This is a genomic window from Ruegeria sp. YKSE079 (genome assembly GCF_059612845.1).
On record NZ_JBXWRJ010000001.1, the window covers coordinates 158,837 to 183,448 of the forward strand.

Annotated in this window: 26 protein-coding genes; 14 read left to right on the top strand and 12 right to left on the bottom strand. The window is 59.0% G+C overall.

Features of this window, described 5'->3' with window-relative positions; genetic code table 11:
- Positions 1–91: 91 nt before the first annotated feature.
- Both AC2FMY_RS00755 and secB read left to right on the top strand, forming a co-directional pair.
- Positions 92–592, top strand: coding sequence for an FxsA family protein (locus tag AC2FMY_RS00755; protein WP_496806857.1), 501 nt, complete (start codon positions 92–94; stop codon positions 590–592).
- Between the two features lie 54 nt (positions 593–646).
- Positions 647–1,156, top strand: coding sequence for a protein-export chaperone SecB (gene secB / locus AC2FMY_RS00760; RefSeq protein ID WP_496806858.1), 510 nt, complete (start codon positions 647–649; stop codon positions 1,154–1,156).
- Between the two features lie 27 nt (positions 1,157–1,183).
- Here secB and dnaQ read toward each other — a convergent pair whose 3' ends face one another.
- Genes dnaQ through AC2FMY_RS00780 form a run of 4 tightly spaced genes read right to left on the bottom strand, consistent with a single transcriptional unit; the run spans position 1,184 to position 3,924 of the window.
- Positions 1,184–1,912, bottom strand: coding sequence for a DNA polymerase III subunit epsilon (dnaQ, locus tag AC2FMY_RS00765; RefSeq protein ID WP_496806859.1), 729 nt, complete (start codon positions 1,910–1,912; stop codon positions 1,184–1,186).
- The gene (gene coaE / locus AC2FMY_RS00770) at positions 1,905–2,498 is read right to left on the bottom strand and encodes a dephospho-CoA kinase (protein ID WP_496745168.1); all 594 of its coding nucleotides are present in this window, start codon (positions 2,496–2,498) and stop codon (positions 1,905–1,907) included. The genes dnaQ and coaE overlap by 8 nt, the downstream gene beginning before the upstream one ends.
- Positions 2,495–3,328 (bottom strand): shikimate dehydrogenase, encoded by an 834-nt coding sequence (locus tag AC2FMY_RS00775; RefSeq protein ID WP_496745166.1) that lies wholly within the window; start codon positions 3,326–3,328, stop codon positions 2,495–2,497. The genes coaE and AC2FMY_RS00775 overlap by 4 nt, the downstream gene beginning before the upstream one ends.
- Positions 3,325–3,924 carry a Maf family protein gene (locus AC2FMY_RS00780; protein WP_496806860.1) on the bottom strand — a complete coding sequence of 200 codons (600 nt, stop codon included), beginning with the start codon at positions 3,922–3,924 and terminating at the stop codon, positions 3,325–3,327. The genes AC2FMY_RS00775 and AC2FMY_RS00780 overlap by 4 nt, the downstream gene beginning before the upstream one ends.
- A 408-nt stretch (positions 3,925–4,332) precedes the next feature.
- Between AC2FMY_RS00780 and hemJ the strand changes: the two genes are divergently transcribed.
- The 7 genes from hemJ to AC2FMY_RS00815 all read left to right on the top strand — a co-directional run bounded on the left by hemJ (position 4,333) and on the right by AC2FMY_RS00815 (position 11,711).
- A complete protein-coding gene (gene hemJ / locus AC2FMY_RS00785; protein ID WP_496745163.1) occupies positions 4,333–4,782 on the top strand; it encodes a protoporphyrinogen oxidase HemJ in 450 nt (149 codons plus the stop codon).
- A 124-nt stretch (positions 4,783–4,906) separates the two neighbouring features.
- Entirely contained in the window at positions 4,907–6,178 is a 1,272-nt protein-coding gene (gene rho / locus AC2FMY_RS00790; RefSeq protein ID WP_480750050.1) for a transcription termination factor Rho, read from the top strand.
- 31 nt (positions 6,179–6,209) lie between these two features.
- Positions 6,210–7,496 carry a tRNA uridine-5-carboxymethylaminomethyl(34) synthesis GTPase MnmE gene (gene mnmE / locus AC2FMY_RS00795; RefSeq protein WP_480750051.1) on the top strand — a complete coding sequence of 429 codons (1,287 nt, stop codon included), beginning with the start codon at positions 6,210–6,212 and terminating at the stop codon, positions 7,494–7,496.
- A 12-nt stretch (positions 7,497–7,508) separates the two neighbouring features.
- Positions 7,509–9,377, top strand: coding sequence for a tRNA uridine-5-carboxymethylaminomethyl(34) synthesis enzyme MnmG (mnmG, locus tag AC2FMY_RS00800; RefSeq protein ID WP_496745159.1), 1,869 nt, complete (start codon positions 7,509–7,511; stop codon positions 9,375–9,377).
- Positions 9,374–9,997, top strand: coding sequence for a 16S rRNA (guanine(527)-N(7))-methyltransferase RsmG (gene rsmG / locus AC2FMY_RS00805; protein ID WP_496745157.1), 624 nt, complete (start codon positions 9,374–9,376; stop codon positions 9,995–9,997). Before mnmG ends, rsmG begins: the two co-directional genes overlap by 4 nt.
- Complete coding sequence (locus AC2FMY_RS00810; RefSeq protein WP_480750054.1) at positions 9,990–10,793, top strand: ParA family protein; 804 nt, start codon at positions 9,990–9,992, stop codon at positions 10,791–10,793. The genes rsmG and AC2FMY_RS00810 overlap by 8 nt, the downstream gene beginning before the upstream one ends.
- A 21-nt stretch (positions 10,794–10,814) precedes the next feature.
- Positions 10,815–11,711: a ParB/RepB/Spo0J family partition protein gene (locus AC2FMY_RS00815; RefSeq protein ID WP_496806861.1), complete on the top strand. Its 897-nt coding sequence runs from the start codon at positions 10,815–10,817 to the stop codon at positions 11,709–11,711.
- Here AC2FMY_RS00815 and AC2FMY_RS00820 read toward each other — a convergent pair.
- The 4 genes from AC2FMY_RS00820 to rph are packed head-to-tail and all read right to left on the bottom strand — an operon-like array spanning position 11,701 to position 14,529.
- A complete protein-coding gene (locus AC2FMY_RS00820; protein ID WP_496745153.1) occupies positions 11,701–12,054 on the bottom strand; it encodes a YbaN family protein in 354 nt (117 codons plus the stop codon). The two genes, AC2FMY_RS00815 and AC2FMY_RS00820, sit on opposite strands and share 11 nt — an antisense overlap.
- Before the next feature lie 3 nt (positions 12,055–12,057).
- Entirely contained in the window at positions 12,058–13,215 is a 1,158-nt protein-coding gene (gene hemW / locus AC2FMY_RS00825; protein ID WP_496806862.1) for a radical SAM family heme chaperone HemW, read from the bottom strand.
- Entirely contained in the window at positions 13,205–13,819 is a 615-nt protein-coding gene (rdgB, locus tag AC2FMY_RS00830; RefSeq protein WP_480750058.1) for an RdgB/HAM1 family non-canonical purine NTP pyrophosphatase, read from the bottom strand. Before rdgB ends, hemW begins: the two co-directional genes overlap by 11 nt.
- Positions 13,816–14,529, bottom strand: coding sequence for a ribonuclease PH (gene rph, locus AC2FMY_RS00835; protein WP_496806863.1), 714 nt, complete (start codon positions 14,527–14,529; stop codon positions 13,816–13,818). The genes rdgB and rph overlap by 4 nt, the downstream gene beginning before the upstream one ends.
- A gap of 111 nt (positions 14,530–14,640) precedes the next feature.
- On the opposite strand from rph, the gene hrcA reads away from it, so the two are divergent.
- Positions 14,641–15,705 carry a heat-inducible transcriptional repressor HrcA gene (hrcA, locus tag AC2FMY_RS00840; RefSeq protein WP_480750060.1) on the top strand — a complete coding sequence of 355 codons (1,065 nt, stop codon included), beginning with the start codon at positions 14,641–14,643 and terminating at the stop codon, positions 15,703–15,705.
- A gap of 10 nt (positions 15,706–15,715) precedes the next feature.
- Positions 15,716–16,279, top strand: coding sequence for a nucleotide exchange factor GrpE (locus AC2FMY_RS00845; RefSeq protein WP_480750061.1), 564 nt, complete (start codon positions 15,716–15,718; stop codon positions 16,277–16,279).
- Between the two features lie 63 nt (positions 16,280–16,342).
- Here AC2FMY_RS00845 and mutS read toward each other — a convergent pair whose 3' ends face one another.
- Positions 16,343–18,958, bottom strand: a complete 2,616-nt coding sequence (gene mutS / locus AC2FMY_RS00850; RefSeq protein WP_496806888.1) for a DNA mismatch repair protein MutS — start codon at positions 18,956–18,958, stop codon at positions 16,343–16,345.
- Positions 18,959–19,119: 161 nt separating this feature from the next.
- On the opposite strand from mutS, the gene AC2FMY_RS00855 reads away from it, so the two are divergent.
- The gene (locus AC2FMY_RS00855; RefSeq protein WP_496806864.1) at positions 19,120–21,375 is read left to right on the top strand and encodes an NADP-dependent malic enzyme; all 2,256 of its coding nucleotides are present in this window, start codon (positions 19,120–19,122) and stop codon (positions 21,373–21,375) included.
- Between the two features lie 3 nt (positions 21,376–21,378).
- Complete coding sequence (locus AC2FMY_RS00860) at positions 21,379–22,254, top strand: ribokinase (protein WP_496745146.1); 876 nt, start codon at positions 21,379–21,381, stop codon at positions 22,252–22,254.
- Here AC2FMY_RS00860 and msrA read toward each other — a convergent pair.
- Positions 22,251–22,913, bottom strand: a complete 663-nt coding sequence (gene msrA, locus AC2FMY_RS00865; protein ID WP_496806865.1) for a peptide-methionine (S)-S-oxide reductase MsrA — start codon at positions 22,911–22,913, stop codon at positions 22,251–22,253. The two genes, AC2FMY_RS00860 and msrA, sit on opposite strands and share 4 nt — an antisense overlap.
- 161 nt (positions 22,914–23,074) lie before the next feature.
- On the opposite strand from msrA, the gene AC2FMY_RS00870 reads away from it, so the two are divergent.
- A complete protein-coding gene (locus tag AC2FMY_RS00870; protein ID WP_496745142.1) occupies positions 23,075–23,788 on the top strand; it encodes a sulfotransferase-like domain-containing protein in 714 nt (237 codons plus the stop codon).
- 49 nt (positions 23,789–23,837) lie between these two features.
- Here the strand turns inward: AC2FMY_RS00870 and AC2FMY_RS00875 are convergent, their stop codons facing one another.
- On the bottom strand, positions 23,838–24,122 hold the full coding sequence (locus tag AC2FMY_RS00875; RefSeq protein WP_480750066.1) for an SCP2 sterol-binding domain-containing protein: 285 nt from the start codon (positions 24,120–24,122) through the stop codon (positions 23,838–23,840).
- A 73-nt stretch (positions 24,123–24,195) separates the two neighbouring features.
- Positions 24,196–24,600 carry a DUF1810 domain-containing protein gene (locus tag AC2FMY_RS00880; RefSeq protein WP_480750197.1) on the bottom strand — a complete coding sequence of 135 codons (405 nt, stop codon included), beginning with the start codon at positions 24,598–24,600 and terminating at the stop codon, positions 24,196–24,198.
- Positions 24,601–24,612: the final 12 nt, after the last annotated feature.

Below are 24,612 nucleotides of genomic sequence, written 5' to 3' on the forward strand. Positions count from 1 at the left end.
ACAGAGACTTTGTGCACAGGGCCTTAAACCACTATGTAGGGGACACATGGCGGCAAGTCCACCACCCGCCATGTGGGAAAGGACGTGACAAATGTATCTGTTTTTGGCCTTTTTGCTGGTGCCAATCATCGAGATCGCCCTTTTTATCAAAGTCGGCGGTTGGATCGGGCTGTGGCCGACGCTGGCAATCGTGGTGCTGACGGCGATTATAGGTACCGCCCTTATCCGAGCACAGGGTCAGGAAATGATGGTACGCGCGCAAAACGCCTTTACGACAATGTCCGACCCAACAGAACCGATCATGCATGGGATCATGATCATCATCGCGGGCGCATTCCTGATGACGCCGGGGTTTTTTACTGATGCCATTGGTATTGCGCTGTTGATCCCGCCGGTCAGATCTTTGGTTTTCAACTATCTGCGCAAAGTCACTCAACCCTCACGAATACACCCTCAATCCCGGACGCATTTTCGTTCGAGAGGCGCGCGTTTCAATCGAGAAGACATAATTGACGGAGAGTTTACCGAGGTTCACCCACAAAACACCGCAAATGACCCAATTTCGCAGATTCGAGACAGCCGGCGGCATTGAGTCGATAACGGTTACTTGATAAGCAGCGGTGATCAAAAAAACCGGAGTACTTCAATGACCGAGAACAGTGCCGAGGGCGGCCAGCCCGAAGGCGTACAAGCCCCGCAAACCCCTCAGGTCCAGATGCGCGTTCTGGGACAGTTCATTCGCGACATGTCCTTTGAAAACGTGATGGCACAAAAGGGCGTGTCAGGCGAAGTGCAGCCCGAGATCCAGGTGCAGGTCAATCTGGATGCCAAGAAACGGCAGGCCGACCATCAGTACGAAGTGTCGATCAAGCTGAAGTTGACCTCGAAGGTCAAGGCGATGGACGAGGTTCTGTTCCTGTTCGAGATCGACTATTGTGGTCTGTTCCATGTCGAAGGCGTGCCGGAGGATCAGATGCATCCGTTCCTGCTGATTGAATGCCCGCGCATGCTGTTCCCGTTCCTGCGCCGGATTGTCAGCGACGTGACCCGCGACGGTGGTTATCCGCCGGTGAACCTCGACAATATCGACTTTGTGCAGCTTTATCGCAACGAGTTGCTGCGTCGCCAGGCCCAGACGCAAAAGGCCGACGCCTGAGTTCGGATTGTGCGCCTGGCCTGCCGGTCAGGCGCGTTTCCACAGGGCGTTCTCGCCCAGTTTTTCCAGAAATGCCTCGTGGGCCTGTTGCTCGGCCTCGGTGATCCGTCCAGCCAGAGGGGTTGGACGGGCCGTCGGACGCCATGCCTCGGTATCGCCTGCGCGTGGGTCATTTGTGCCTGTGGCTGACAGGCCGAAATCGGGCTGCCGCCCGCCGATCAGTTCCAGATAGACCTCGGCCAGGATTTCCGAGTCAAGCAGCGCGCCGTGCAGGATTCGGTTCGAATTGTCTATATTGAACCGGCGGCACAGCGCATCCAGCGAGGCGGGCGAGCCGGGAAACCGTCGGCGGGCGATGGCGAGCGTATCAATGGCCTGCTCCCACGGGATGTGCGGCAGGCCTATCCAGCCCAGTTCGGCGTTGAGAAACTTCATGTCGAAGGCGGCGTTGTGGATCACCAGCTTTGCATCACCCACGAAATCGCGAAACCCTTGGCCAACCTTGGAAAAGATTGGCTTGTCGCGAAGCGTGATCTGCCCGGGTTCGGGGTTCTGCGGCGGTTCCAGAAGGTCGGGGCCGATGCCGTGAACGCCGAACGCCTCGGCAGGCATGGACCGTTCTGGATTGATATAGACGTGATAAGTCTCGCCGGTAGCGACGTGGTTCCACAACTCGATGGCACCGATTTCGACGATCCGGTCACCGCTTTCGGGATCGAACCCGGTGGTTTCGGTATCGAGTACAATTTCACGCATCTGCCAGCCCCGCCCGTATCTGCCTGACGACATCCTGCACCTGAGCGCGCGCGTGGTCCAGTGTGTCGGTGACGATGACGAAATCGGATCGCGCGCATTTTTCGTCATTGGGCATCTGTTTCACCCGTATCTGTTCGAATTGCGCCTCGGTCATGGTGCCGCGCTCCATTACCCGCTGTTTCTGCACCTCGGGCGGGACCGAGACGCAGGCCACGGCATCCATCGCCGCGTCACCACCGGTTTCAAAAAGCAGGGGGATGTCGAAGACAACGATATCGGCCGTTGCCTGCGCGCGAAACTCTGACCGGTCGGCGGCCACGAGGGGGTGGACGATCTGTTCGATGATCTTCAGCGCGTCGGGGTTTTCGCCGATGATCCGTTTCAGGGCGGCTCGGCTGACTGTGCCGTTTTCGATGGCGTCGGGAAAGGCCCGGCGCATGGGTTCGACGGCCGCCCCGCCAGACGCATAGAGCCGGTGCACGGCTGCATCCGCATCCCACAGGGCACAGCCCTCGTCCGTGAACATCTGGGCCGTGGTGCTTTTGCCCATGCCGATGGAGCCGGTGAGGCCTAGCGCAAAACTCATGCCAGCGCCGCCGCCCGGGTGGCGGCATCGACCTGAGGCCGTTTTCCGAACCACTGTTCAAATCCGGGAACCGCCTGATGCAACAGCATGCCAAGCCCGTCGACAGTGGCGCACCCGGCCTGTTCCGCCGCTTCGAGCAAACGGGTTTTGAGCGGCGCATAGACGAGGTCGGTCACCAATGTACCGGTCCGCAACCCATCCAGCGGCACGAGCAGGTCCGGCTGGCCGACCATGCCGAGTGACGTGGTGTTCACCACCAGCCCCGCGCCACCGATCACATCACCGGACCTGTTCCAGTCCGCCACGCTAACGCGGCCACCGAAATCGGCTTGCAACTGTTCGGCACGGGCGCGGGTGCGGTTGGTAAGGATGAGTTGCGGTACTCCGGCCCCGAGCAAGGCCGAGATGACCGCGCGGGCGGCCCCGCCAGCACCAAAGACAACCGCCGGGCCGCTTTCCGGGTTCCAATCCGGTGCACCGGCACGCAGGTTCGCCATGAAACCATAACCGTCGGTGTTGTCAGCGTGAATGGTGCCATCCGCTTGAAAGACAAGCGTGTTTGCCGCACCGATCTGGCGGGCGCGGTCGGTTACGTGATCGGCGATCCGCAACGCGGCCTCTTTGTGCGGGACGGTCACGTTGGCGCCCACGAACCCGGCCTTGGGCAGGGTGCGCAACACCTGTTCCAGATCTTCCGGCGCCACGTCCATCGGGATGTAGTGACCGGGCAATCCGTAGGTTTTTAGCCAATGACCGTGCAATTTCGGTGAGCGGGAATGCGCGATGGGGTGTCCGATCACACCAGCCAGAGGTATCCGTGTCTTGGTCATCGGTCGATCAGCCCCCGCAAGGTCAGGAAATTGAGCAGCTCCAGCAGGGGCATACCCAAAACGTTAAAATAGTCGCCGTCAATGGCGGTGAAGAGGCGCACGCCTTCTTCTTCGAGTTTGTAGGCTCCGACAGCATGGCGGATGCTGTCCCAGTTCCGGGTTACGTAGCTTTCCAGATAGGCATCGGAACTGTCACGCATCCGCAACCGCACCTGACCGACATGCCGCCAGACCGGTTCGCGGTTCTGATAGATGACGGCGGCCGACAACAGCATGTGCCGCTGACCGCGCATTTCCCTGAGTTGCGCCAGCGCGTCATCGGGGCTTTCGGGCTTAGACAAGAGACGACCTTGGAAATCCAGCACCTGATCGCAGCCCAGAACCATCGCATCGGGGTTTTTATCGCTGATCTTGCGCGCCTTCATCTCGGCCAGGGCATCGGCGATATCGCGGGGCGAGGCCTGTTCCGCCAGAAGGGCGCGTTTCATGGTATCTTCGTCAACGCGCGGCACATCCGCGATGAATGGCACGCCCGCGTTCCTGAGAAGCTGCGCGCGGATTTGAGAGCCGGAGGCAAGGACGATTGGGATAGTCATGTGGAAAACCCCGTGGGAAAAGCGATGAGTTCGTTTGAATGGTTTGTATGGTTTTCCGGTTGACACGCAACCCCGGGATTTCCGGTTAGAAGATCCGGGATTCGCGCTTTTTCTATCCAACCGGGACAAGGATAACTCGGGACCTCTGGACAACCGGGATATTCCGGAATTTTACGTGGTTTACCCTCAGGTGGATCACCAGAAATTTTACTATAAACATCTGTAATATAAACAAAATATTCGTCTTTGTACTGAGCCTGTGGAAAACCGGAAAAGGCCCGATCCACTTGGGGAAAACCGCATGGGAAAACAAGTAATCCACGGATTTTCAACCCCCTTCAAAACCATCATCCTTTCTCTTTACATTCTTTTTTATTAGGGAGGGCCAAGCGAGCGGCGAGGACCCTGATGACCGATCTTCTTTACACGCTGTACCCCTGGGCCAAGTCCCTGCACATCATGGCAGTGATTTCCTGGATGGCAGGATTGTTCTATTTGCCACGGCTGTTCGTTTATCACGTGGAACAGGCACAGGACGTGGAAGGGGCACCCAGGATCTTCCTTGAGATGGAAGACAAGCTTTTGCGGGTTATCATGCGACCTGCGATGGTCGTGGCCTGGGTGGCAGGGCTGGTCATGGTGTTCACTCCGGGTGTAGTGGCCTGGGATTGGGCGTGGCCCTGGGCCAAGGGGGCTGCGGTGATCGCGATGACCTGGTTTCACCACTGGCTGATGGCGCGGCGCAAGGATTTCGCAGAAGGGCGAAACAGGCTGACCGGGCGGCAGTACCGGATGATGAACGAGGTTCCGACTGTTCTGATGGTGGTGATCGTTCTGGCGGTGATCCTGAAATTCTGAAGCCGGTTTGACTCCGGCCCGGAAGTCACATATCTAGAGCACAACACGCCCGTCCGGGCGGAGTGTCTTCCTGTTTGAAAATCATATCTGTGCCACGCTGATGGTGGCCAAGGGTCGTATAACCATGACAACCGAATCCCTGAACCTTGCCGATCTCAAGGCCAAGAGCCCCAAAGACCTGTTGTCGATGGCTGAAGAGCTTGAGATCGAAAACGCCTCGACCATGCGTAAGGGCGAGATGATGTTCCAGATCCTGCGCGAGCGCGCCGATGAGGGCTGGGTCATCGGCGGCGATGGTGTGCTGGAAGTGCTGCAGGACGGGTTCGGCTTTCTACGCTCGCCCGAAGCGAACTATTTGCCGGGCCCGGACGACATCTATGTCTCTCCCGATATGATCCGCCAATACTCGTTGCGGACAGGTGACACGATCGAGGGAGATATCAAGGCGCCGGACGAAAACGAGCGTTATTTTGCGCTGACCAACGTCACCAAGATCAACTTTGAAGATCCCGACCGGGCAAAGCACAAGATCGCGTTTGACAACCTGACGCCGCTTTACCCCGATGAGCGACTGAAGATGGAGATCGAGGACCCGACGATCAAGGACAAGTCGGCCCGTGTGATCGATCTGGTCGCTCCGATCGGAAAAGGCCAGCGGTCGCTGATCGTGGCGCCGCCGCGGACCGGTAAGACAGTGATCCTGCAGAACATCGCGCATTCGATCGAACGCAATCACCCCGAATGCTATCTGATCGTGCTGCTGATCGACGAACGCCCCGAAGAGGTGACGGACATGCAACGTTCGGTGAAGGGTGAGGTTGTGTCCTCGACCTTTGACGAGCCGGCGACGCGCCACGTGGCCGTATCGGAAATGGTGATCGAAAAAGCCAAGCGTTTGGTCGAGCATAAACGAGATGTTGTTATCCTTCTCGACTCTATCACAAGACTTGGTAGAGCTTTTAACACCGTGGTCCCATCCTCGGGTAAGGTTCTGACCGGTGGTGTTGACGCGAATGCGTTGCAACGACCCAAGCGGTTCTTTGGTGCGGCGCGGAATATCGAAGAGGGCGGTTCGCTGACCATCATCGCCACCGCGCTGATCGACACCGGCAGCCGGATGGACGAAGTGATCTTTGAAGAATTCAAGGGTACCGGCAACTCGGAAATCGTTCTGGATCGCAAGATCGCCGACAAGCGGGTGTTCCCGGCCATCGACATCCTCAAGTCGGGTACACGGAAAGAGGACCTGCTGGTCAACAAGGGCGATCTGGCCAAGACCTTTGTGTTGCGCCGTATCCTGAACCCGATGGGCACAACGGATGCGATCGAGTTCCTGTTGTCGAAGTTGAAACAGACCAAGACAAACTCGGACTTCTTCGATTCAATGAACACCTGATCCGGTCTCAGGACAGACGCGAGGCCTTCGAATGGACACGATATTCGCTTTGGCCAGCGCACAGGGTAAGGCCGGGGTGGCGGTCATCCGCCTGTCCGGGCCCTTGGCGCATGACGCGGCGCGGTTGCTGACGGGTGGCGACCTGCCGCCACGCGGAATGCGGACGCGTGTTCTGAATGCTTCGGATGGAGAGCGGCTGGACGAGGGGCTGGTGCTGACCTTTCAGGGGCCGGCCAGCTTTACTGGCGAGGACGTTGTCGAGTTCCAGATCCACGGCAGTACGGCCGCGGTGAATGCGGTGCTGCGTTGCCTTTCAGATATGGAGGGGCTGCGTCTGGCCGAGCCCGGAGAATTCACGCGCCGGGCGCTGGAGAACGGCAAACTGGACTTGTCGCAGGTCGAGGGGCTTGCCGATCTTATCGATGCCGAAACAGAGGCGCAGCGCAAACAGGCGCAGACGGTTCTGGCCGGAGAGCTTGGACAGCTGGCGGAACGCTGGCGACGCAATCTGATCCGGGCGGCGTCGTTGTTGGAAGCAGTGATCGACTTTGCCGACGAAGAGGTGCCGACCGATGTTACGCCTGAAGTGCGGGCGCTTGCATCTGGTGTGATTGCTGATCTGGAAAAAGAGGTTGCGGGCGTCAGAATCGCCGAGCGTATTCGAACCGGGTTCGAGGTGGCGATTGTTGGCCCGCCGAATGCAGGCAAATCCACACTGTTGAACGCACTGGCGGGGCGGGAGGCGGCGATCACCTCGGAATATGCGGGTACAACACGGGATGTCATCGAAGTTCGTATGGACTTGTCGGGTCTACCGGTGACGCTGTTGGACACAGCCGGATTGCGCGAAACAACCGATCACGTGGAAGGTTTGGGAATTGCTCTTGCCCGCCAACGGGCGGATTCGGCGGACTTACGGGTTTTCCTGACCGAGACGGTTGATGGGCTGGGTATTCCGTTTCAGGCCGGTGATATTCACGTCTTGCCCAAGGCGGATGTTCGTGGGGACGAAACAAAGGGCGTTTCGGGGAAAACCGGACAGGGTATCGACCGGCTGATATCCCAGATTTCGTATGTATTAGTAGATCGAACTACCAGTGCTGGTATAGCCACGCGGGAACGGCATCGGGTTGCAATGAAGAAGGCAGCGATAGCGCTGACTGAGGCGTTGGCTATACTGGACTCTGGCCCCGACCTTTATGATATAGCGGCTGAGGAACTGCGCACGGCAATCCGGGCCTTGGAATCACTTGTTGGTAGAATAGATGTCGAGAACTTGCTGGACGAGATTTTTGCAAGTTTCTGCCTTGGAAAGTAGGGAGTGTTTCACGTGAAACATTCACAATTTGATGTCGCCGTCATCGGCGCTGGTCATGCCGGGACCGAAGCTGCCCATGCCGCGGCGCGGATGGGTGTGCGTACGGCTTTGATCACCTTGTCCGAGACGGATATCGGGGTGATGTCCTGTAACCCGGCGATTGGTGGGTTGGGTAAGGGCCATCTGGTTCGCGAGATCGATGCACTCGACGGTGTTATGGGGCGTGTTGCCGATCAGGCAGGCATTCAATTCCGGCTGCTCAACCGCCGCAAAGGTCCGGCAGTTCAAGGACCGCGCGCTCAGGCGGACCGCGCGTTGTACAGGGCCGCTATGCAGCGTGAGACATCAAGGCAGGAAAACCTTTCGGTCATCACCGGCGAAGCCGTTGATTTTCTGATGGAGCAAGGGCGGGTTAAAGGCGTCATTCTGGCAGATGGATCGGAAATACCTGCGAAATGCGTAATCCTCACGTCTGGCACGTTCCTGCGAGGCATCATTCATATTGGCGATGTTTCGCGCCCTGGTGGCAGGATGGGGGACCGCCCTTCGGTCAAGCTGGCAGAGCGACTGGACTGTTTTGAGCTGCCGTTGGCGCGTTTGAAAACCGGGACACCGCCGCGCCTGGATGGCCGGACGATTGACTGGTCCATCCTTGAGCGCCAGGACGGAGATGATGAACCGACGCTGTTTTCGTTCCTGTCGAAATCGGTAACGGCGCCACAAATCGCCTGTGGGATCACACACACCAACGCGCGGACCCATGAGATCATAGAAAAAAACCTATCTCGCTCGGCCATGTATGGTGGGCATATCGAGGGTGTCGGCCCAAGATACTGCCCGTCGATCGAGGACAAGATCGTGCGGTTTGCGGACAAGGACTCGCATCAGGTCTTCCTTGAACCCGAAGGGGTAAATGATCACACCATTTACCCGAATGGTATTTCGACATCGTTGCCCGAAGAAGTTCAGGTGGCTTATGTGCGTTCGATAAAAGGCCTTGAGAATGCGGAGATCCTGCAGCCAGGTTATGCCATCGAGTATGACTATGTCGATCCACGGGTTTTGAGCCCGCGTCTTTCCCTTTCACATGTGCCGGGGTTGTACCTTGCCGGGCAGATCAATGGTACCACCGGATACGAAGAGGCCGCTGCACAGGGTTTGGTCGCTGGTTTGAATGCGGCGCTGGAGGTTCGGGGTGAGGAGCCGCTGAATTTCACCCGAGCAAACAGCTATATTGGGGTCATGATAGACGACCTTACTACCCGTGGTGTTGCTGAGCCGTATCGGATGTTCACTTCGCGCGCCGAATTCCGGCTGTCCCTGCGCGCGGACAATGCCGATCAGCGCCTTACGCCGATTGGGATCGCGACGGGATGTGTGGGGGAAACCCGCAGGCTGGCGTTTGAGGATAAGCTGGAGAAGCTGGAAAGAACGAAGGGACAGTTGACCGAGACAACCTTTACCCCTCGGGAAATCCGGGGTGCGGGGATCGACGTCAATCAGGACGGCAACCGCCGGGACGGCATGGCGATCCTGGCCTTTCCGAATGTCGGGTTTGACGACCTGTTGCCCTTGATAGGTGGGCTGAGAGATGTACCGGAAGAGATCCGACGGCAGATAGAACGCGATGCGCTTTATGCGAACTACATCGTGCGTCAGCAGCGCGATGTCGAAGCCATGAAGCGGGATGAAGCGCATGAAATTCCGGATGGGTTCGATTATTCTGCGCTGGAAGGGCTGTCGAATGAATTGAAACAAAAGCTTGCTGCGGCCCGTCCAGTCAATATTGCCCAAGCCTCTCGGGTCGAAGGGGTGACACCCGCCGCGCTGACGCTGATTTTGGCACGCCTGAGGCGTGATCTGAAAGTTCGCGGCGCATGAACGGGACTACACCGGAGTTTGCGGACAAGCTGAATGTTTCACGTGAAACAATGGAGCGGTTGGAAATCTTCTCCAACCTGTTGAAACGTTGGAACCCGAAAATCAATCTGGTGTCAAAGAACAGCCTGAGCGAGCTTTGGGACAGGCACATTCTGGATTCAGTGCAGGTCTTTCGTTGCGTCGATGTGCAGGGACATTGGGTGGATCTTGGCAGCGGTGGTGGGTTTCCTGGTATGATTTGTGCGATCTTGGCCAAAGAATCGTCCCCTGAAACAAGGTTTACGTTTGTCGAAAGCGATCAACGCAAGTCAGCATTTTTGCGCAATGCAGCGCGTGAATGCGGGGCCAGTTGCACCGTGCTTAGCCGAAGAATCGAAGCGATTGACCCGTTGAACGCAGATATCCTGTCGGCGCGAGCGCTTGCCGACCTAAAAACGCTTTTGTCGTTTTGCAACAGGCATCTGCGGCAAGACGGAACGGCGCTGTTACCGAAAGGCGAGAATTGGAAAAAAGAAGTTTCCGACGCCCGCAAAGAATGGAAATTTGAAGCGGAGCCGATTACTAGTATTACTGAGCCTCAGGCAGTTATCCTGAAAATCAAAGGAGTCTCACGTGGTTGATCTGTATCGTCCAGCAGGCCCTCGGATCATTGCGGTAGCAAATCAGAAGGGTGGGGTAGGAAAGACCACAACGGCAATCAATCTGGCAGCAGGTCTGACCGAGATCGGGTGTCGTGTTCTGGTGGTCGACCTTGATCCTCAGGGGAATGCGTCAACGGGGTTGGGCGTCGATAGCCGCGACTGGACCACCTACGATCTGTTGATAGACGAGGCCCCACTGGAAACAGTCATTCAGGAAACGACGATTCAGGGGCTTTATATCGTACCGGCAACGGTGGATCTGAGCTCTGCCGATATCGAGCTGATTTCGAATGAAAAACGCAGTTTTTTGTTACATGACGCCTTGCGGCAGACCGCGATGGATCGGTTCGGGTTCGACTATGTCCTGATCGATTGCCCACCGTCGCTGAACTTGCTGACCGTGAATGCGATGATTGCGGCGAATTCCGTTCTGGTGCCGCTACAGAGCGAATTCTTTGCGCTGGAGGGGTTGTCACAGTTGATGCTGACAATTCGAGAGGTCCGCCAAACTGCGAATCCGGAGCTCAGAATCGAAGGTGTTGTGTTGACCATGTATGACAACCGCAACAACTTGTCCCGCCAAGTGGAAAAGGACGCGCGTGACAATCTGGGGGATATGGTATTTAAAACCAAGATACCCAGAAATGTTCGGGTCAGCGAAGCGCCATCATATGCGCTTCCGGTGTTGCAATATGACTCTGGCTCTCTGGGGGCTATGGCATATCGGCATCTGGCTCGGGAAATGGTGAGCAAACACAAAAAGGTCGCCGCATAGCGAGCAGAGAAGGAGGGTCAGATGAACGTCAAGAAAAGCAAGCCCCGGGGCTTGGGGCGTGGATTGTCTGCCCTGATGGCGGATGTGTCGCATGACAGTGCTGGTCATTCCTCGACCGAGCTGCGTCGTCCAGACATGCGGGTGCCGATCGAAAAGGTAAGGGCCAATCCCAATCAGCCCCGCCGGACGTTTTCGCAGGAGCAGTTGAACGAGCTTGCGGCCTCGATCAAGGAGAAGGGCATTATCCAACCCATGATCGTGCGGCCAGCCGGCGACGGTGGGTACGAGATTGTTGCCGGAGAGCGTCGCTGGCGCGCTGCACAGCTGGCGCAATTGCACGAAGTTCCTGTTATCGTTAGAGAATTTGACGATACTGAGGTTCTGGAAGTCGCCATTATCGAGAATATCCAGCGGGCCGACCTGAATGCGGTGGAAGAAGCCGCCGGGTATCGGCAGTTGATGGAGAAATTCGGTCATACGCAGGAGAAGATGGCCGAAGCGCTGGGTAAAAGCCGCAGCCACATTGCCAACCTCTTGCGGTTGCTGTCGCTGCCAATGGATGTTCAGACACTGGTGATCGAAGGAAAGCTTTCGGCTGGTCATGCGCGGGCTCTGATCACGGCGGAAAACCCATCCGAGTTGGCGCGGATCGTTGTGCGGGACGGATTGTCGGTGCGGGCCACTGAAGCACTGGTCAAGAAACAGCAGCAAGGAGACAGGCAACCCGGTGAGTCCCGCGCAAAAGGTCCGGATTCCGATAAGGATGCGGATACGCGTGCATTGGAAAAAGACCTGTCGGCGATTCTGGCGATGAAGGTGGTGATCAACCACAAAGCCGGAACTGAAACGGGGCAGGTCGTTCTGACCTATGAAAATCTGGATCAGCTGGACGATCTATGCGCCAAGCTCAGCCGCTAGGCCGGGTCCAGATAAAGATCAGGACCGCACCCAGGACCACGGCCTGAATGATCAGGACGTGGGAGGGAACGCCAAGAACAAGCGACAGCAAAAAGACGGCGGCGATCGACAGGGTCGCCGCCTTTTTTGCGCGCGTTTTGATTGCACCGGAGGTTTGCCAGTCGACGATCAGGGGGCCAAAGCTGCGATGTGTCAGCAGCCAGGTGTGCAGACGCGAGGAGGAGCGAGCAAAGAAGAATGCAGCGAGCAGCAGGAAGGGAACGGTCGGTAGCAGCGGAAGGAACACGCCGATCATGGCGAGCGCGACGCAGGTCAATCCCAAGAAGGCCCAGATGTAGTGCATCGCTCAGTCCACCAGAATCTCGCGGATGACCGCGTTCAGAACCGCCCGCCCGTCACGAGTTGCGCGCAGGCGATTTCCTTCTGTTTCGATCATTCCGATTTCGGTCAGATGGGATATCGTGTCGAAAGGCATAGTTTTGCCTGACAACAGTTGATAACGATCAACATCTAGGCCGTCGGACACCCGCAACCCCATCATGAGGTATTCGTTTGCTTGTTCCTGTGTGGTCAGTTCCGTTCTGGCGCTTTCGCCGTTGCCCGCCGCAGCCGCATTCAGCCAGGCGGAGGGGTTCAAGGCGGTTTCGGTTGCGAATTTGCGCCCGCCCAATGTGAGGCGGCCATGCGCGCCCGGGCCGATGCCAACGTAATCGCCGTAGCGCCAATAGATCAGGTTGTGCCGCGATTGAGCGCCGTCGCGGGCGTGGTTGGATATTTCGTAAGCGGGCATGCCATGCGCCTCGCAGACTTGTTGCGTGGCAAGATACATGTCGGCGGCGCTGTCATCCTCGGGCAGGCCGCGCAATTTTCCGACTGCATAGCGGTCGCCGAATGCGGTGCCTTCCTCGATGGTCAGTTGATAAAGCGACAGGTGATCGATAGCCATCGACAAGGCTTCAGTGAGCTCGGCGCGCCACCCTTCAAGCGTCTGGTGCTGGCGGGCATAGATAAGGTCAAAGCTGACGCGGTCGAAGCAATTGCGGGCGATGTCAAAAGCCGCGCGCGCTTCGGCGACGGTATGTATACGGCCAAGGCGGCGGAGATCTTCGTCATTCAGCGCCTGAATTCCCATCGACACACGGTTGACCCCTGCATCGCGATAGGCGGCAAAGCGGCCCGCGTCGACCGAACCGGGATTGGCCTCGAGCGTGATTTCCATGTTGTTGGATGGCCGCCACAGGGCACGCGCCTTGTTTATGACAGCCGCGACTGTGGCGGGGTCCATCAGGGATGGGGTGCCGCCGCCAAAGAAGATGGTGTCGAGCACCCTGTTCGGGGTTTCCGCGGCGGAGCGTTCGAGCTCGCTCAGATAGGCGTTAAGCCATTGGTTTTGATTGATTTCACGTGAAACGTGGCTATTGAAATCGCAATAGGGGCATTTGGCCTCGCAAAACGGCCAATGCACATAGAGCCCAAAGCCCCCGTTGCGCCAATCATCCGCCAAAACAGCCCTGCACGAATTTCTCCACCGCTTTTGCCCGGTGGCTGATCTTGTTCTTTTCCCAACGGTCCATCTCGGCAAAGGTCTGATCATAGCCGTCGGGCACGAACATGGGGTCATAGCCGAAGCCTTCGGCTCCGCGAATGGGCCAGACGAGGTGGCCCGGAGCGATGCCCTCGAACACTTCGTCATGACCATCGGGCCAGGCCAGCACCAGGGTGCAGCGAAACTGGGCGGTGCGAGGATGGGGGGCGTTGCGCTTCTCAAGCTCGGTATGGGCGCGGGCCATGGCCATCAGGAAATCGCGCCCATTTTCGGTTTCGGCCCAATCGGCGGTATAGACACCTGGTGCGCCGTCCAGCCCGTCAATGGTGATGCCGGAATCGTCCGACAGCGCCGGCAGGCCAGTGGCTTGGGCAGCGGCATGGGCCTTGATCCGGGCGTTTCCGACGAATGTATCCTCGGTTTCTTCCGGCTCCGGCAGGTTCATCTCGCCCGCGCCCACAACCTTGACCCCAAATGGGGTGAGGAGATGCGCCATCTCCTCCAGCTTGCCCTTGTTGTGGGTTGCCACCAGCAGTGTGTCGCCGTCGAAGTGCCGTATCATGCGGTGGCGGCCTTTTGGGCGGCAACCAGTTCACCGACGCCTTTTTCCGCCAGATCCAGCAATTGGTTCATCTGATCGCGGGAATAAACCGAACCTTCGGCACTCATCTGTATCTCGATCAGCTTACCCGAACCGGTCATGATGAAATTGCCGTCAACGCCCGCTTCGCTGTCTTCGGGATAGTCGAGGTCAAGCACAGGTTGGCCGGCATAGATACCGCAGGATACGGCGGCGACCGGGTCGATCAGCGGATCCGAGATTACATCGCCTGTCTTCATCAGCTTGTTAACCGCAAGGCGGAGCGCGACCCAGCCACCGGTAATCGAGGCGCAGCGGGTTCCGCCATCGGCCTGAATGACGTCGCAGTCGACGGTGATCTGACGTTCGCCAAGGGCCACACGGTCGACACCGGCACGCAGGGCCCGGCCGATCAACCGCTGGATTTCAACAGTCCGACCGCCTTGCTTGCCCGACGCGGCCTCGCGCCGCATCCGGGTGTTGGTCGCGCGTGGCAGCATGCCGTATTCGGCGGTGACCCAGCCCAGCCCCGAGCCCTTGATAAAAGGCGGCACACGATCTTCGATGGTTGCGGTGCACAGAACATGGGTGCCACCCATTCTGATCAGGCAAGAGCCTTCGGCATGTTTGGTGAATCCCGTCTCGATTGAAACCGGGCGCATTTCGCTTAAATCTCGTCCTGAGGGTCGCATGAGAAATCCTTTGTTTGCTGGTCTCGGGATACCGCCCGCACGTATGGCGATGCAACCCCGATTGACCTTTCCCGAACCTGCGATTTAATGGCGACCCAGTAAGAGGCGCTGATGAGTGAAGCAAACAAAATCCTGAACGAGATGAACGAACGGTCGCGCGAGGTTTTCCGGTTGATCGTGGAAAGCTATCTTGACAGTGGCGAGCCCGTTGGCAGCCGTACCCTGACCCGGACGTTAAGCGAAAAGGTCAGCGCCGCTACGGTTCGCAACGTGATGCAGGATCTGGAGTATCTGGGCCTGTTGAACAGCCCCCATATCAGCGCAGGCCGCGTGCCGACGCAGATGGGACTGCGCATGTTCGTTGATGGATTGCTGGAAGTTGGCGATCTGGGAGCGGACGACCGGCAGAAGCTGGACGCCACCCTGGGCGATAATGCGGGCGATGTCAGCGGCATGCTGGACAGGGTCGGATCGGCCTTGTCGAACGTGACGCACGGTGCATCTTTGGTGCTGACGCCCAAGCATGAGGCCGAGATCAAGCATATCGAATTCGTGTCGCTGGCGCATGATCGGGCGTTGGTGGTGCTGGTGTTTTCAGACGGGCATGTAGAGAACCGGTTGTTCTCGCCGCCGCCGGGACAGACGCCCAGTTCGATGCGAGAGGCGGCCAATTTCCTCAATGCCTTGATCGAGGGGCGGACGCTGACCGAGGTCCGTCGGATGATGCAGAGCGACATCGCCGCGCGGCGTCAGGAAATCGATGCGCTGGCGCGCGAACTCGTCGAGAGCGGCCTTGCCCTTTGGGATGGAGATGGCGAAGATTCGGCCCGCCTGATCGTGCGGGGACGAGCGAATCTGTTGGACGGTACCGGTCAGGAGGCAGAGCTGGAGCGTATCCGGAGCTTGTTTGATGATCTGGAACGCAAGCGCGACATTGCCGAATTCCTGGAATTGACCGAAACCGGCGAGGGTGTGCGCATTTTTATCGGTTCGGAGAACAAACTTTTCTCACTTTCGGGTTCCTCTTTGGTGGTGTCTCCATATATGAACGCTGATCGAAAGATCATCGGCGCGGTGGGAGTGATTGGCCCGACGCGCCTGAATTACGGACGGATCGTGCCGATCGTGGATTATACGGCACAACTGGTTGGAAAGCTGATTTCCGACCGGAGCTAGAGGTGGAAAGATGGCAGAGCCGAAGAACGAAGAGTTTCTGGACGATATTGCGACCGCAGAGGCCGAAGAACTGGCCGAGGAGTTGGCGGAAATCAGCGAAGAGGCGCTGGAGCTGGACGCGCTGCGCGCCGAGCGGGATGAACTGAAGGACAAGTTCATGCGCGCGCTGGCGGATGCGGAAAACGCCCGTAAACGGGGCGAAAAAGCGCGGCGGGATGCCGAGAACTATGGCGGATCAAAGCTGGCGCGCGACATGTTGCCGGTCTACGACAACATGAAACGTGCACTGGAAGCGGCAACCGAAGAGCAGCGGGATGTTTCGGCGGCACTGATCGAAGGCGTGGAACTGACCATGCGCGCGCTGCGCGACGTGTTCCAGAAACATGGGATTCAAGTGATTTCGCCCGAGGTTGGGGATCGGTTCGACCCACAGATGCACGAAGCGATGTTCGAGGCTCCTTTGCCGGGTACCAAGGCGGGTGACATCATTCAGGTGTCAGCCGAGGGCTTTATGCTGCATGACCGTTTGCTGCGCCCGGCGCAGGTTGGCGTGTCGTCGATGCCAGCAAGCTGATCGGCTTCGCCGGCGCGCGACCAAGCCTCCGGCGAGAGTATTCTTCGAAAGATGAAGGGGCGGTCAGGTGTTGGCCGCCTCTTTCAGTTTGTAAATCAGGTCCAGCGCCTCGCGCGGGGAGAGTTCGTCGGGCAGGACATTCTTGAGAATGTCAGTGACAGGCGAGGATTTCGGCATTGGCGACGGCGGTGGCGGTGCAGCGGAGAAGAGAGGCAGATCGTCGATCAGCGCCTTTTGCCTGCCGCCTTCACGTTCGGATTTCTCCAACTGGTCGAGTACGACGCGGGCGCGTTCGACGACCGAGGGCGGCAGGCCTGCAAGCTGGGCGACCTGTACACCATAGGACCGGTCGGCAGCGCCCTTGCGGACCTCGTGCAGGAAAATGACCTCGCCTTCCCATTCGCGCACCGCGACGGTGGCATTGTCGACGCCTTCGAGGCTGCCGGCCAAGGCTGTCAGTTCGTGATAGTGGGTGGCAAACAGGGCGCGGCATTTGTTGGATGCGTGCAGGTGTTCCAGCGTGGCCCAAGCAATGGAGAGGCCGTCATAAGTGGCTGTGCCTCGGCCAATCTCATCGAGGATGACCAGCGCGCGGTCGTCGGCCTGATTGAGGATGGCGGCAGTTTCGACCATCTCGACCATGAAAGTCGAGCGCCCCCGTGCCAGATCATCGGATGCACCGACCCGGCTGAAAAGTTGACTGACAAGCCCGACATGGGCGGTGTCGGCCGGCACGTAGCTGCCCATTTGCGCCAGCAGGGCAATGAGCGCGTTCTGGCGCAGGAAAGTTGATTTACCGGCCATGTTCGGGCCGGTCAAAAGCCAGATTGCGGCGCCATTCTCGGCCGACAGATCGCAGTCGTTGGCGATGAAGGCGTCCCCGCCTTGTTGGCGCAGGGCGTGTTCGACCACAGGGTGACGGCCGCCTTTTATGTCAAAGGCGCGGGATGTGTCGACGGTGGGGCGGCACCAGTCTTCCCCGCGCGCTAGGTCGGCCAGCGCGGCGGTCAGGTCAAGCTCGGCCAGGCCGCGTGCCGCCTGGTTCAGTCGGGCCGCCTGATCGAGAATGGCGTCAGAAAGCCCTGAATAGAGCCTCTTTTCGATCTCCAGCGCCAGATTGCCCGCATTCAGGATGCGGGTTTCGATTTCGCTGAGCTCGACCGTGGTGAAGCGCACCTGATTGGCGGTTGTCTGGCGATGGATGTAGGTCTCGTTGAGGGGAACGCCGAGCATCTTTGAGGCGTGGGTTGCTGTGGTTTCGATGAAATAGCCCAGCACATTGTTGTGCTTGATCTTCAGCGAGGCGATGCCGGTGTGATCGATGTATTTCTGCTGAAACCCGGCGATGACGGAACGGCCCTGGTCGCGCAAAGTACGGGCCTCGTCCAGTTCCGAGTCATAGCCAGCGGCGATGAAACCGCCATCGCGGGCCAGCAGCGGGGGTTCAGAGACAAGCGCGGCGTCCAGAAGCCCGAGCAGGTCATCAAAACCGGTCAGGCTATGAACTGCATCGGACAGAATCGAAGGCAAGTCGTCAGCGGCGCAGAGGCCAGCGATTTGTTCCGCCTGTGAAAGCCCGTTACGGATGGCCGCCAGATCGCGCGGTCCGCCCCGATCAAGCGACAGCCGCGACAGGGCGCGGTCCAGATCCGGGGTTTTGCGCAATGCTTCGCGCAGATCCGAGGCCAGAAGGGTCTCTTCGACGCAAAAACCTACCGCATCGTGACGGGCGTGAATGATATCGGGCGATCGGGACGGGCTGGACAGGCGTTGTTCCAGCAGTCGCGCGCCGCCCGCCGTCACCGTGCGGTCAATGACCGACAACAGAGAGCCGGCGCGGCCACCGGACAACGAACGGGTGATTTCCAGATTGCGGCGGGTGGCGGCGTCGATCTGAACTACGCGGTCCTGGGCCTCTTTCTGGGGCACCTGCAATAGCGGCAGTTTGCCTTTTTGTGTGATGTCCAGATAGTCGACCAGAGCGCCCATCGCTGCGACCTCGGCGCGGTCGAATGTACCGAACGCGTCCAGCGCGCCCACGGCGAACAGGGTACAGATACGCTTTTCACCAGCTGTGCTGTCGAAACTTGCGCGCCCGATCGGGGTGATCGGAACGCCTAGGTCACGGGTGGTTTCGACTAGCTTTCCATCCATTCCGTCAGCGACGATCAGTTCGGAAGGGGCCAGCCGCGCAAGTTCGGGGCTGAGCCGAACGGGTGAAAGGGGCATCACGTGGAACGCACCGGTCGATATATCCGCCCAGGCCAGGGCGGCCTGGTCACGAACCTCGGCATAGGCGGCCAGAAAGTTGTGTCGGCGCGCTTCGAGCAGCGCGTCTTCGGTCAGGGTTCCGGGGGTGACAAGGCGCACGACATCGCGCTTTACCACTGATTTAGAGCCTCTTTTCTTAGCCTCGGCCGGACTTTCCATCTGTTCGCAGACGGCAACGCGAAAGCCCTTGCGGATCAGTGTCAGCAGGTATCCTTCGGCAGAATGAACCGGAACCCCGCACATCGGAATGTCCTGGTCATTGTGCTTGCCGCGTTTGGTCAGCGCGATATCCAGCGCTTCCGCGGCATTCATGGCGTCTTCAAAGAACATCTCGTAGAAATCGCCCATCCGGTAAAACAGCAGGGCATCGGCGTGGGCCTCTTTGATTGCGAGATATTGCGCCATCATTGGCGTGACGTTGGACAAGACTGACATCTCCCGGCGTGTTCCGGGGGGACCTTACAAATCCGTAAACTGCGACGAAAGGCGAAAACGCATTGTCGTTGAGGCGGGCGCTTGCCTGCTGTAAGAGGCGGAAAAGCCCAACAGCGCGGAAAACGACATATCTCATGCCCAAAGCGAAGATCACCCCCGAAGAGGCGCTTGCCTTTCACCTGGAACCGACCCCCGGCAAATGGGAGGTGCAGGCCACCGTTCCAATGACCACGCAGCGAGACCTGTCACTGGCCTATAGCCCTGGCGTGGCAGTGCCGTGCGAAGCCATCGCGGCCAACCCCGAGACGGCCTATGACTATACCAACAAGGGCAATCTTGTGGCGGTGATTTCGAACGGGACGGCGGTTCTGGGTCTTGGCAATCTAGGGGCGCTGGGCTCGAAACCGGTGATGGAGGGCAAATCGGTCCTGTTTAAACGGTTCGCTGACGTGAATTCGATCGATATCGAGCTGGACACCGAAGACCCGGATGAATTCTGCCGTGCGGTGCGCCTGATGGGGCCGACCTTTGGCGGGATCAATCTGGAAGACATCAAGGCGCCCGAGTGCTTCATCATCGAACAACGCCTGAAGGAAGAGATGGACATTCCGGTCTTCCACGATGACCAGCACGGGACGGCGGTGATCTGTGCGGCGGGTCTGATCAACGCGCTGCATATCTCGGGCAAGAAGATCGAGGATGTGAAGATTGTCCTGAACGGCGCCGGTGCTGCCGGGATTGCCTGTATCGAGCTGCTCAAGGCGATGGGTGCGCGGCATGAGAATTGTATCGTCTGTGATACCAAGGGTGTGATCTATCAGGGTCGGACCGAAGGCATGAATCAGTGGAAATCTGCGCATGCGATCGTGACCGAGTTACGCACACTGGAAGATGCGATGAAGGGCGCGGACGTGTTCCTGGGTGTGTCGGTCAAGGGCGCGGTCACGCAGGAGATGGTCGCCAGCATGGCTGACAACCCGGTCATCTTTGCGATGGCCAACCCCGACCCCGAGATCACGCCGGAAGAGGCACACGAAGTCCGCGTGGACGCGATCGTGGCCACCGGGCGCAGCGACTATCCCAATCAGGTCAACAACGTTCTTGGCTTTCCGTACCTGTTTCGTGGCGCGCTGGATATCCACGCCCGGGCCATCAATGACGAGATGAAGATTGCCTGTGCTCACGCCCTGGCCCGTCTGGCGCGCGAGGATGTGCCGGACGAAGTGGCGATGGCCTATGGCCGGAACCTGACATTCGGGCGCGATTACATTATCCCGACGCCGTTTGACCCGCGCCTTATCCACCGGATTCCGCCCGCCGTGGCCCGTGCAGGAATGGATACGGGCGCCGCACGGCGGCCGATCATCGACATGGATGCCTATGAACTGGGCCTGAAATCGCGAATGGACCCGACGGCCAGCATCCTGCGCGGCATCAACGCACGGGCGCGTCAGGCGCAAAGCCGGATGATCTTTGCCGAAGGGGACGATCCACGGGTGCTGCGCGCCGCTGTCACCTATCAGCGGTCGGGCTTTGGCAAAGCGCTGGTCGTTGGCCGACCGGACGACGTCAAGCAAAAGCTGGAGGTTGCGGGCCTTGGCGACGCGGTGCGCGAGATCGAGGTGGTCAATGCGGCGAATACAACGCATCTGGAGGTCTACAAGGCGTTCCTGTACAAGCGCCTGCAGCGCAAGGGTTTTGACGGCAAGGACATCCACCGTCTGGCGGCGCGGGATCGGCACGTGTTTTCGGCCCTGATGCTGGCGCACGGCCATGGCGACGGGCTGGTGACCGGGGCAACGCGGAAATCAGCGCATGTTCTGGATCAGATCAACCATGTGTTTGATGCCGATGCTGCTCATGGCGCGGCTGGTATTACTGCGCTGATGCACAAGGGTCGTATCGTTCTGATCGGTGACACATTGGTGCATGAATGGCCATCCGAAGAGGATCTGGCAACCATTGCCGAGCGGGCCGCCGATGTTGCCCGCCACATGGGGATGGAGCCGCGTGTCGCCTTTGTCAGTTTCTCGACCTTTGGCTATCCGGTCTCGGAACGTACCGAGAAGCTGTACAAAGCGCCCCGGGTGCTGGAGGCGCGCGGGGTCGATTTCGAGTTCGAGGGTGAAATGACCGTCGATGTGGCGCTGAATGCCAGATCGCAAGAGGCCTATCCCTTTTCGCGCCTGACCGGGCCTGCGAATATCCTGATAGTGCCGGCCCGACACTCGGCTTCGATTTCGACCAAATTGATGCAGGAAATGGCGGGTGCAACGGTGATCGGGCCGATCCTGACCGGGATCGACAAGCCGATCCAGATCTGTTCGACCGTGTCGACAGCAAACGACATCCTGAACATGGCCGTTCTGGCCTCGGCCAAGATCGGGTAGACCGTGGCAATCTGGAACCTCGGCTCGATCAATGCGGACATGGTTTATGCCGTGCCGCACCTGCCGCAACCGGGTGAAACGCTGGCGGCCACGGATTTGTCGCGGTTTCTGGGTGGCAAGGGGGCCAACATGTCGGTTGCGGCGGCGCGGGCCGGGGCTGAGGTTCGGCATATCGGTGCGGTCGGGCCTGAAGGGCGCTGGGCGATTGACCGGCTGTCGGGTTATGGCGTCGATACCCGTCACGTCGCACAGGTGGAAGTGGCGACCGGCCATGCCATTATCGCGGTCGAACAGTCGGGTGAAAACCTGATCGTGCTGTTTCCTGGGGCGAACCGCGAGATCACCTTGGCGCAATTGGAACAGGCGCTGGACCACACGCAGAAGGGTGATCTGCTGGTATTGCAGAACGAAACCAACATGCAGGTTGAGGCTGCGAAGATGGGGCGCGACCTGGGGTTGCAGGTTTGTTACGCGGCGGCGCCATTCGATGCAGAGGCGGTCAGGGCCGTACTGCCTCATATCGATTTTCTGATTCTGAACGAGGTCGAGGCAGAGCAGTTGCAGACCGCGACCGGACTGGCGCCGCAACAACTGCCGGTGGCGCAGGTGGTCGTGACACTTGGGTCAAGGGGCGCGCGGTACTTTGACACTAACAAAGGTGAATCGCAGGGTTTTCCGGCCTTCAAAGTGCAGCCAGTGGATACAACCGGGGCCGGCGACACCTTTACCGGCTATGTGCTGGCCGGGATGGACGGGGGGTTGCCGATGGCGGAGGCGATTTCCCAAGCGATGCGTGCCGCAGCCATCATGGTCACGCGGCACGGCACGGCGGACGTCATCCCCGGTCTGGAGGAAGTCCGGAATACGAAGCTGGATTAACTTCCTGCAAATGGCGCGGCGTCGCCCCAAAGTTCCTTGACCCGTTGATCGCGTCCGCAAGCTTTGCGATAGGCCTTGTAGGCGCTTGCCTGACGCTTGGGGCCGAACCGGGTCAGAACCAATTTGGTGCCTTTGTAGTAGTCCTGATGATAGGCCTCGGCCGGATAGAAGGTCGAACTGTTCAGGATCGGGGTCACGATTTCTTGGCCAAGGGCTGTCTGTGCATCGGCCCTGGCTTGTTCGGCAATGGCCTTTTCGTCCGCGTTAGAGACGAAAACGGCGGTTCTGTAGCTATCGCCGCGATCACAGAACTGACCGCCGGCATCGGTTGGATCAATCGAGCGGAAAAACAGGCTTAGCAATGTGTCGCGCGACACTTGAGCCGGGTCGAACGTGATCTGCACCGCCTCGTAATGGCCGGTGCCCCCGGCGGAGACCTGTTTGTAGGTCGGGTCATCGATTTTTCCGCCGGTATATCCCGACACCGCCTCGATCACGCCGGGGGCGTGTTCGAAATCGGATTCCACGCACCAGAAACAGCCACCGGCCACCGTCAGAGTCCGGGTCTCGGCGGCAACGGCGGGCAGGCAGCGCAACGCGGCGGCGATCAGGATCAAAGTGAACAGGGCAAAGGCTTTGAAATCACGGGTCAAGGTCATGGCGGATCTCCTTTGCAATCAGGCTGCATCCGCTTTGCGCACAAAACAATCCGCTGACATGTATTCTCACACACAGGTGAAGCGTTGTTTACCCCTTGGCCTCGCGGGCCCTCGCGACTAGCTTGCCGCCAATTGGGAGAGAAGAACAAAGAGGTATCGTCGTGAAGATCGCGATGTGGTCGGGGCCGCGCAACTTGTCGACGGCAATGATGTACAGTTTCGGAGCTCGCACCGATTGCGCGGTGATCGACGAGCCGTTTTACGCGGCCTATCTTGCGATGACCGGGCTGAACCATCCGATGCGCGAAGAGATTTTGGCGGCGCAATCGCGGGACCCGGCTGAGGTAGCTGCAAGGCTGGCCGGGACAAACCCCGGCGCGCGCCCGTTCTGGTATCAGAAGCACATGACCCAGCACATGATCCCCGGAATTCCGCGCGACTGGATGAGGGGCGTGAGAAACGTGTTCCTGATCCGTCACCCGTCGCGGGTGATCGCAAGCTACGGAGCCAAACGCGAAAACCCGACGTTGGACGATATCGGGTTCTGGCAGCAGGCCGAACTGTTCGACGAGGTGCGCAACTGGGGCGGTGAGCCTGTGGTGATCGACAGCCACGACATTCGCGAAGACCCGGCTGGGATGTTGGAAAAACTGTGTGATGCGATCGGCGTCCCGTGGTCACCGCATATGCTGAACTGGCCGAGGGGCGGACATCCCGACGATGGCGTCTGGGCGGCGCATTGGTATGGTTCGGTCTGGAATTCGACCGGTTTTGCGGGTCCCGAAGGGGAATTGCCATTGGTACCGGAAAAGTTGCAGCCGGTGCTGGACGGCGCGCTGCCGTATTATGAGAAGATGAAGGCGGCCAAACTCTGAGTCGCGTTGGGGGAACAGCCGCTGCCACATTGTGGAAAACCGAGAGCAGTTATTTTAACAATTGCCCAAGCTTCATGGCAACGCTCATATCGCCCGTGATCTTGAGTTTGCCCATCATCACCCCGGTCATCGGATTGAGTTTACCGGTCAGCAGTTTGGTCAGGTTTTCGGCTGAGATCCGGATCGTGCAGTCGGTGTCGCGGTCCTGAGTTGAGGCTGCGTTTTCCGCCAGAACAATGACGCCATCTGCGCCGCAGTCGAATTTCAGCGTACCGTCGAAGGTCTTGCCGGTCAGACCGGACTGGATGCCGTTTGCAATGTCTTCAAGCGCCATGGTGACCTCTTGTCGTTTACGCAAGCGTTAGAAAGACACCGGGAACAAGGCAAGGATGACCAAGCGGCAGCGTTCAGCTGTGCTGGATCGCGGTCAGGGTCAGGGGGCAAGCTTCGCCATTGTAGAAGCAATCAAGGATATCCTGAAACTCGCCGGGCGCGCCGGGGACGGCGGTGAAGAGCGTCATGCAGGAGCGCAGTTTCTTGGCGTCGATGCCGCCGAGGATATCGGAGGCGTTCTTGTCTTTGTGGGTCAGCACCAGACGACTGACCTCGACAAGGCGGCGGCGCAGTTCCGGGTGATCGAGATAGGCGGTGGCCTCGTCCAGATCCTCGATCCCGTAGAGCTGCGCCATGTGGGACCGGCCCAGTTCGGCCAATTGCGGAAATACGAACCACATCCAGTGGCTGGTTTTCCGGCCCTCGGTCAGTTCGCGCAGGACAGCGGCCCAAACCGTGTCCTGCGCCTCGATGAACATGTCGAGTTCGTC